At 61.9% G+C, this 7889-nt stretch carries 9 protein-coding genes; all 9 read right to left on the bottom strand.

All coding sequences use genetic code 11. The annotated features are described in order from the left end of the window. Positions 1–2198: hypothetical protein (locus tag VN887_17590; GenBank protein ID HXT41825.1), on the bottom strand; the 2198-nt coding region annotated here is incomplete at its 3' end. Further along, complete coding sequence (locus VN887_17585) at positions 2191–2403, bottom strand: hypothetical protein (protein HXT41824.1); 213 nt, start codon at positions 2401–2403, stop codon at positions 2191–2193. The genes VN887_17585 and VN887_17590, both read right to left, overlap by 8 nt. Further along, positions 2400–2975, bottom strand: a complete 576-nt coding sequence (locus tag VN887_17580) for a hypothetical protein (protein ID HXT41823.1) — start codon at positions 2973–2975, stop codon at positions 2400–2402. Before VN887_17580 ends, VN887_17585 begins: the two co-directional genes overlap by 4 nt. 4 nt (positions 2976–2979) lie before the next feature. Then, complete coding sequence (locus VN887_17575; protein HXT41822.1) at positions 2980–3252, bottom strand: WXG100 family type VII secretion target; 273 nt, start codon at positions 3250–3252, stop codon at positions 2980–2982. A gap of 189 nt (positions 3253–3441) precedes the next feature. Then, the gene (locus VN887_17570; protein ID HXT41821.1) at positions 3442–4086 is read right to left on the bottom strand and encodes a bifunctional 4-hydroxy-2-oxoglutarate aldolase/2-dehydro-3-deoxy-phosphogluconate aldolase; all 645 of its coding nucleotides are present in this window, start codon (positions 4084–4086) and stop codon (positions 3442–3444) included. Between the two features lie 5 nt (positions 4087–4091). Then, positions 4092–5396 (bottom strand): (Fe-S)-binding protein, encoded by a 1305-nt coding sequence (locus tag VN887_17565; protein ID HXT41820.1) that lies wholly within the window; start codon positions 5394–5396, stop codon positions 4092–4094. 146 nt (positions 5397–5542) lie between these two features. Beyond that, positions 5543–7321: an alpha/beta fold hydrolase gene (locus tag VN887_17560; protein ID HXT41819.1), complete on the bottom strand. Its 1779-nt coding sequence runs from the start codon at positions 7319–7321 to the stop codon at positions 5543–5545. A 16-nt stretch (positions 7322–7337) separates the two neighbouring features. Beyond that, positions 7338–7535, bottom strand: a complete 198-nt coding sequence (locus VN887_17555; protein HXT41818.1) for a helix-turn-helix transcriptional regulator — start codon at positions 7533–7535, stop codon at positions 7338–7340. Continuing rightward, positions 7532–7889 (bottom strand): hypothetical protein (locus VN887_17550; protein ID HXT41817.1); only part of this gene is annotated, 358 nt, incomplete at its 5' end. The genes VN887_17550 and VN887_17555, both read right to left, overlap by 4 nt.

The raw sequence follows: 7889 nt of genomic DNA, 5'->3' as shown, positions 1-7889 counted from the left end.
ACCGTCCACAGCTCGGAATCGTCCGGGGCAATTTCCGCGAAGGGCATTTCCACCCGGTTGGAGTCCACGCTGCACCGGCCCACTTTCTGAAGAAATGCCGTGACGACGTCCGGTGCGGGCGGCGGCTCCAGCTCAAGCGAGGTTCCGGGGAGCGGTTTGTCGGTGAGAACAAAACCGCCGTTTTCAGAGCGGAGGCAGACACTCGTCTTGCGAAGGTCCTCCGGGACGAAATCCGACACCGCGCCCTTGCGCGGGTCCCAGTGGATGAGCGTGAACACGCCGCATCGCGGTCCGCTGGCAATGATGCTGAGCAGACGGCGGATGGCCGCATCGCTGAAGTTCACGGGAAAATCGGCGACGACGAGGAAGTGATACGGTTCGGCGATACGTCCGGCCTGTTCGTTGTACTCGGCGATCGTGGCGAATTCGTTTCGCAAATAGAGCTGGGTGACTTTCTCGATGTGCTCGTTCAGCTCCGCCAGCCGTTGCTCGATGTGTTCGGGTTGGGTCCAGATGCGGCGGTTGATCAGCCGGTCCTCGTGGTCCGTGAGGTGCATGAAGCCGGCGAAGCTCTGCCCGAGGTCCGAAGGGTCGAGGATGGTGAAGATGGCGCGGCCCGGCGGTGCGCCGGAGAGCAGGCGCAACACGAGGTTGTTCAGCGCCGCGATCGCCCGATCACGTCCCGGACCACGGGTCTCAAAAAGGATCGAACCCTGGTCCGGGAAGGTGAGCAACAGCGGGAGTGAAAATCGCGGGGGTCCCGGAAGCTTGAGCCGTGGATCGCGCGGCAGAGCGCCCGAGAGTTGCTCCAAATCCACTTCCAGACGCGCGAAGGGCGCCGCCTGAAGAAACTCGCGCGGCGCGGTCCAGTTCGTCCAGAACGGTGAGTGCCATTCGGGAAACAGTTGGGCGGCTGATTCGCGCGCGGCACCGAACGCATCGTATATGGACCGGGTGGTTCCATTCCAATCGGCTTCCAGTGTCTGCCATTGAGACTGCTGGCTCGATTCGAATTGCCTTTTTTTCGCGGTGCACGATTCCTCCAGTCGCGCGCGCTCCGCCTCTGTCTGCTTTTTCAAGCGCCCGGCTTGTTCGTTGCGCTCGCGTTGCAGGCGTTCCACGCCCTGCTGGAGAATGCGGTCGTTCGTGGAGATGGCCCGCGCCAGTTTTGCGTCGAGGTGGCGTTGCAGGTCATTCCGCCGGGTCTCCGCGTCCACGGTCGCATAGTTCCAGCGTTGATTGAGTTCCGCTGTTTTCGTTTCAGCCGTGCTGCGGATGCGTTCGCTCTCCCGTTGATAGTGCGCTTCGGACGCGGTCTGGCAGGCATCGAGCAACGCGCGGGCGCGATTGATCGAACCTGCCAGCGTCCTGGCGCCGTGTCCGGCGAGCAATCGTCCTAGAAAATGCAGCGCAATAACTCCGCCCAGGCACGCGGCGAGCGAAAGACCCGCCTGTTCCCAGGTGATCGCGCGCCCTCCGAGCCGGGGAAGCGCGGGAACGGCCGCGCCGTGGGCGATCACGAGCAACGAAGCCAGCACCCGCGGCGGAAGCAGGCTGAAGAGCAGCACCGGCGGCACAAGCCGGAACCAGAAGAGTCTGCGTTTTGCTTGCGCGAACCGCGCGCGAAACTCTTCCAACAAACGGTTTGCATCGGAGACGGGATCATTTCCGGGCGCGGGCGGCGGGGAATCGAGCAGACACCGAAACGCGGCATAGCCTCGAAAGGCGTTCCGCGTTCCGCGTGCCAACGCGGCCACCGACTCGCGTTCGCCGGTCAATGTCTCCTGAAAATCTGCGAAGTCGCGGTCGGCCTGTTTCTGTTCCGTTTCCTGGTTGCGGCTGGTTTGCAGCAACTCCCGTTGAACTTCGTTGATTTGCCGGCCCTCGCCGCTCTCGATGGTTTTCAGATGATGCTTTCGCGCCGCCGTCTGGGCGCGTTGCAGGCGGGTATGGCGCCAGTCATGAGCGGATTCGAGTTTTTCCTTTTGCGGTTGGAGTCGTGCGTCCAGCCCGGCAATGGCGGTGACGAGCTGTGCCTCCAGTTCCTTGATCTCCTTGTCGGTCTGCCAGTCAAGCCGGGAGGTGCTCGCGCTGGATTCCTGCGCGAGTCGCTCCGCGCGGGCGGCGCTCTCCCGGACCGTGCTCTTCAGCCGGTCGAGCAACTCCAGCGTCTGGCGCAGGCCCGGATGATTACTCACAATCGCTCCTGACTTTCCGGATGGCCCGTTCAAGGTTGCTCATCCCGGTGGCCGCCGAGTTCACGGTGGTCTCCAGTTCGGTCATGAACCGTTCCTCGAACTCGCGCGCCTTGGCATCCATCCAGTATTCCCGCGTCTGCCGCCAGCGGGCCAGCAATTCCTTCGTGAGCGTGGCCAGTTGCGCGCCGCTCGCATTCATGCTCATGCGGTGTCTCCTTTGGCAGTGGCCTGTCCGGCGTCGGCGCTCTGTGTCGTGTTGTCATCCGCTGCGTCGGCAGGCGGCGTGGAGGGTGAAAGGGCGGGTGGCGAAATTTCCGCGTAGGCGGCGAGCGTGGTCGCGGCTTCTTCAAGAAAGACGACCGCCTTGCCCATGTCGTACGCAAGCGAGTGGCGGAGCTGCGTGACCACTCTTGCGTGCGACTGCACCTGAGTCTCGTATTGCCGGATCCATTGTTTGGTCCGGGCCAGTCCGTCTTCGGCACCTCGGAGGTTGAGTTTCGCCTTGTTGACGGCCATCTGCCGGGCCTTGATCGCTTCGGGCATTTCGGACAGCCGGGCGGTCAACAATTCCTGCTCGGCCTGGGCCAGCTCCCTCGTCCGCTGGCGTACGCGGTTTTTCCAGTGAAGCTGCCGGTCGGTTTCCAGCCAGATGCGGGTCCGCACGACGTCCTCGCTGACGCCGTCGAGAATCCGGCCGGCTTTTTCCAGATAAACGATCAGGCTGGCCTTGAAGGCGTCGAGAGCTTCGATCGAGGTGACCTTGGCGGGTTGCGGCATGATGCTAGTGCTGGGACAAATACTCCTCGATCCGTTGCGCCTTCCTCAGCAAGAAGGGCGTGTGCTGTCCGGAAATTTCGATGAACTTCGTCAGCGCCTTCATGGTCTGCCGGAATTCCTCGGCGAACCGGGCGTGTTCCTGGTCTTGCCACGTGTCGCCCAGCGCGGCGAACCGGGCGTGTAACAGCGTGATTCTGCTCTGGAGGTCTTGATTGAACCGCTTCAATTCTTCGGCGAACCGCCGCACCTCCGCGGGATCCATGATGGCTTGCGACATGGTTTTCCTTTCGTTGCTGATTGACACGCGCCGGCCGGATTGCGGCGCCCGGGCTTCGACGCGGCAGCCGGCAGCTTTCACTGAAAAGTAGCAGAGCGCGTACCCGCTATCAAAGGGAAATCCGGCAACCTCCATCTTCGGGCTTGATGAAACGGGCCGGAATAATCCGCTTCTGCGTCCGGTCCGCGCTCATCTTGCCTCGTGAACCAGCGCGACGAACTTGCGCGCCTGCCGGGTCAGTTCCGCCCAGTTGGCCTCGCGCAGGATCGCCGGGCTGACGAGCAACGAGCCGAGCCCGACGGCGGCGCAGCCCGCTTTGATGAATTCCGTCACGTCGGCTTCCCGGGCGATGCCTGTGGGAATGATGCGCAGGTGCGGCAAAGGCGCGCGCAGGGCCTTGATGTAGCCCGGCCCCAGCCCGTCGGAGGGGAAGATTTTGATGAAATCGGCGCCGGCTTCGTGCGCGAGCTGGGCTTCGGTGGGCGTATAGGCGCCGAGCATGATGGGCTTGTCTGCCTGGCGGCACGGCGCGACCAGTTCCGGGCGCAGGATCGGGCTGACGACGAACTCCGCGCCCGCCTCGATGGCGGCGCGGCACGTCTGCGCGTCGAGCACCGTCCCCACACCGATGACTCCCCGCGTGCCGATTTTCCGCGCCACCTCGCGAATCGCTTCGATCGCATTCGGCGTGGTCATTGTGATTTCGATGGCGATGACGCCTCCCTCAATCAACGCCTCGGACAAGGGCGACACCTGTTCCGCCTTTTGAGCCCGCACGACGGCGATGACGCCGGGGTCGGTGAGCCGGGAAACGATTTCGGATTTGTTTCGCATGAGAATCATCGTCGGTCGCGCCGATACGCCTCCGCCAGCAGGGTCACCGGATGCACGACGCGCAGATTCAGGCCCTTGCCTTCCGCGCCATTGACAATTTGGAGCAGGCAGCCCGGATTGCCGGTGGCGACGATCTGCGCGCCGGTGGACTTGATGTGCCCGAGCTTTCGTTCGAGAAGTTCGTTCGCCATTTCCGGCTGGACAAGGTTATAAATGCCAGCGCTCCCGCAACACCAGCTGCTTTCCGGCAGTTCAACCAGTTTCAAGTTTGGGATCGCCCGCAACAATTGCCGCGGTTGCGTCGTGATTTTCTGTCCGTGGCAAAGATGGCAGGATTCGTGATAGGTGACCGTCTGCCCGGGCTGGTCTCCGCGCGGCGGCTCGACGCCGATTTCCATCAGCCACTCGTGAATGTCTTTCACCTTCCTGTCCCACTCGCGCGCTCGTTTTTCGTAGGCGTCATCGCCGGCCAGCAGTTTCGCATAATGCTTCAGGTGCGAACCGCAGCCGCCGGCGTTCGTGATGATGGCGTCGAACTGCTCCGGTGGAAACTGATCGATGTTTTTTCGCGCGAGCCGTTGAGACAGCTCCCATTCGCCGTTGTGCGCGTGGAGCGAGCCGCAACAATGCTGTTGCGGCGGCGTCACCACTTCGCAGCCGTTGCGCGCCAGCGCTTCCACGGTGTCGCGATTCACATCGCTGAAGATCAGATCCTGTGCGCACCCGGTGAGCATCGCGACGCGGTATTTTTTCGCGCCGGCAGCGGAGGTGACCGGCGTAATCAACTCCGCCGAAAACTTCTTCTGAACCGCCGGCGTCATCGCTTCCAGTTCACGCAGCCGCCGCGGCAGCAATTTCAGAATGCCACTGCGGCGGAGGAGGGTTTGCAGGCCGAGCTGCTGGTAAAGCCGCAGCGCGCGTCCGATGAACCGCAGCCGTTTCAAATCCATGAACAGCCAGCGCAGCGTGAAATTGCGGATGAGGCCGCGTTTGGGCGAATTCAAGACGCCGCTTTGTTCCGCTTCCGCGCGCGCGTGTTCGAACAACTCCGCGTAGTTGACGCCGGCGGGGCAGGCCGTCATGCACGCAAGACAGCCGAGGCAGAAATACATTTCGTCGGCGAAGGCCCGGGTGGGTTCGAGCCGGCCGTCGGCAACGGCGCGCATGAGGGCGATACGACCGCGCGGGCTGTTCCGTTCAAGTTTGGTGGCGTCGTAGGTCGGGCAGGTCGGCAGACAGAGGCCGCAGTGCATGCACTGCTGCAGGACGGAGTAATCGAGATCTTTCAGGTGCGAGCGGGCGGTATTCATCAAAAAATCCGGCCACAGGTAATCACGGACGAATGCGGAAGCGAAGATTTTTCAGCCACGCTGATAACCAGACGATTCCCGGATCAGAGCGCCGGGCGCCGCTCGTGCCGTTCGAGGCAAACCTGCTTTCCTTCGCGCCGCGACGTCTATTTCCCGACGTGTTTGAGGATCCACTTGCTCATGGTTTCCAGCGCGACCGGCGCAATCGTTTCTTCGATTTGCCCGTATTCCGCCACCGCGCCCGTCTGGCACGTTTGAAACAGATGGTTCAGTCCCGGCAATTCGACGACTTCGAAATCTTTGTTTTCTCCGGCTTCGAGCGCCGCGCGGATGGCCTCGAGGTTTTCTTTCGCCGCCACCTGGATGTCTTTCTCGCCGTCAATGGCCAGCACCGGGCATTTCACTTTGATCAACGCGGGTTTGGGATCGTATGCCAGCAGCCAGCGAAACCACGGGCTGTTGGCCATTTTGATCTGCCCTTCGATCATCGCCTCGCTCAAACCAAGCGCCTTCTTCTGGTCGTCGGTAAGATCGGACAACTGGTCGGAAATGAGCGCGCGAATTCTCTTTTCTGCCGCGGCCGGTTCGGCTTCTTCGCGAATGATCTGAAACATTTTCGTCTGCGTGTCTCTGCTCCTGGCGATCACGGATTCCTGGGCGCCCATTACGCGCGCGATGTCGGCGGCCTGGCGCACGAGCAGTTTCTCCATGGGCACGCCAACCCCTGCCATGAGAACGATAAACGACACGTCGCGGGACTTGACCGCCGCCAGGGGCGCGACGATGCCGCCTTCGCTGTGGCCGACCAGCCCGATTCGTTTCGCATCCACCTCGCCGTGCTGTTTGAGAAACCCGACCCCAGCGAGCGCGTCTTCGACGAAATCCTTCGTCGTTGCTTTGGAGAAATCCCCGGTGGATTTGCCCACGCCCCGGTCATCCACCCGGAGCACGGCGATTCCCTGGCGCGTCAAATGGTCGGCGAGAACGAAAAAAGGCCGGTGCCCCATGATCGCCTCATCACGATCCTGGGCGCCCGAGCCGGTGATCAGCATCACGGCAGGAAATGGTCCGCGACCACGCGGCAGCGTCAACGTGCCTGCGAGCTTGATTCCGGCGTTCTTGTTCTCGAATTCAACCTCCTGTTCGCGGTAAGGGTAGGGTTTCTTCGGTTCCTGCGGCCGGCCAAACTCCGGTGCTTTTTCCAGCCGCTTGAAAATGAGCGGCAACGTCTGTCCGCCCTGCTTCCAATCGCCGGAAATCTCCGAGCCGTCCTCGCTCATTTTGCCGTCATAAGTCCCGCCAATCTTTTTCAGCTCCAGATGCACGGCGGCGTCCTTGTGCTCGATGGTTTCGATGGGCATGTCCTTCGCGCCCTGATCGATGCTGTCCATTGTGCCGGTGAGTTTGTCATCGCCCGATTTTGCGACCTTAAGAACCAGCCGTAATTCTGTGATGCTGATTTTGAGTGAACCCTGCCAGACGCCGGCCAGCCCTTTGCCCGGCACGCCTTTGGCGGGCGTTTCCCCGGCTGATTTCGGTTTGGCGGGTTTGCGTTCGAGTTTGAAGGGGAACGTCTGTCCTCCTTGCGTGAAATCGCCGGAAAGGGCCTTCGCGTCCGCGGCAAGTTTGCCGTCGAACTTCGGATCACCGGGGATCCCGGGCATCGCAAACGATACGTCGGCGTCGCGCACGATGACGTTCGTGAGGGCGAAATTTCGTAAGGCCTGCACGGGAATCGTGATGGTCCCTTTCCACTGAGCGCCGCTTCGTTCGAGTTCCACCTGAATGCCCAGCGACGTCGTCGGGAGGGTAATCGCGCCTTCCCAGTAACCGGCCGGATCGGACCGGCCCTTTGGTTGCGCCAGGGTGGCGAAGGTAACGAGCAGGGAAAGCAGGCCGGTGAATTTTGCGGGCAGGGATTTCATGATGACGGGAGTGGGGTTAACTGTGATTATCGTCGAAAATTTCTTCGATCGACCGCTTGAACAGGCGCGCCACCTTGAAGGCCAGCGGCAGGCTCGGGTCGTATTTTTCCGTCTCGATCGCGTTCACGGTTTGCCGCGACACGCCCAGCTTTTCGGCCAGGTCGGCCTGCGACCATTCCTTCGCCGACCGCAGATCGCGCACCCGGTTTTTCATTGATAGCGGCGGTTGGAAATGACGTTGCCCAGAATATACAAAAGCAATATCGCTGCGAATGTTCCCTCCCAGCCCAATCCGTGCGACCGGAGGACCCCGGAGGTTTCCAGCAGGCTCATGGCCGCCGAAATGAACACTGCTCCCGTGGTGGCAAAGAGACAGGCTTCGAGTTGAATGCGGCGCTGCAATTCGTCCATGCCACCGATCCAGCGCGCGATGCTCCGCACATAAAGAAAACTGGGAACCAGAGGCAACAGCACGAGCGCCGCGCGCAGAGGAGCGTCCCAATCGGCGTGACGCGGCAGCGTCCAGTGGGCGATGAACGATGCCAGCACCGCCACGAACGCCCAGGCA

Origin of the sequence: Candidatus Angelobacter sp., from assembly GCA_035607015.1 — a bacterium.
In the GTDB taxonomy this organism is placed as follows: Bacteria; Verrucomicrobiota; Verrucomicrobiia; order Limisphaerales; family AV2; genus AV2.
The sequence above is the reverse complement of the archived record's forward strand: the minus strand, read 5'-3'. Positions and strand labels throughout refer to the sequence as shown.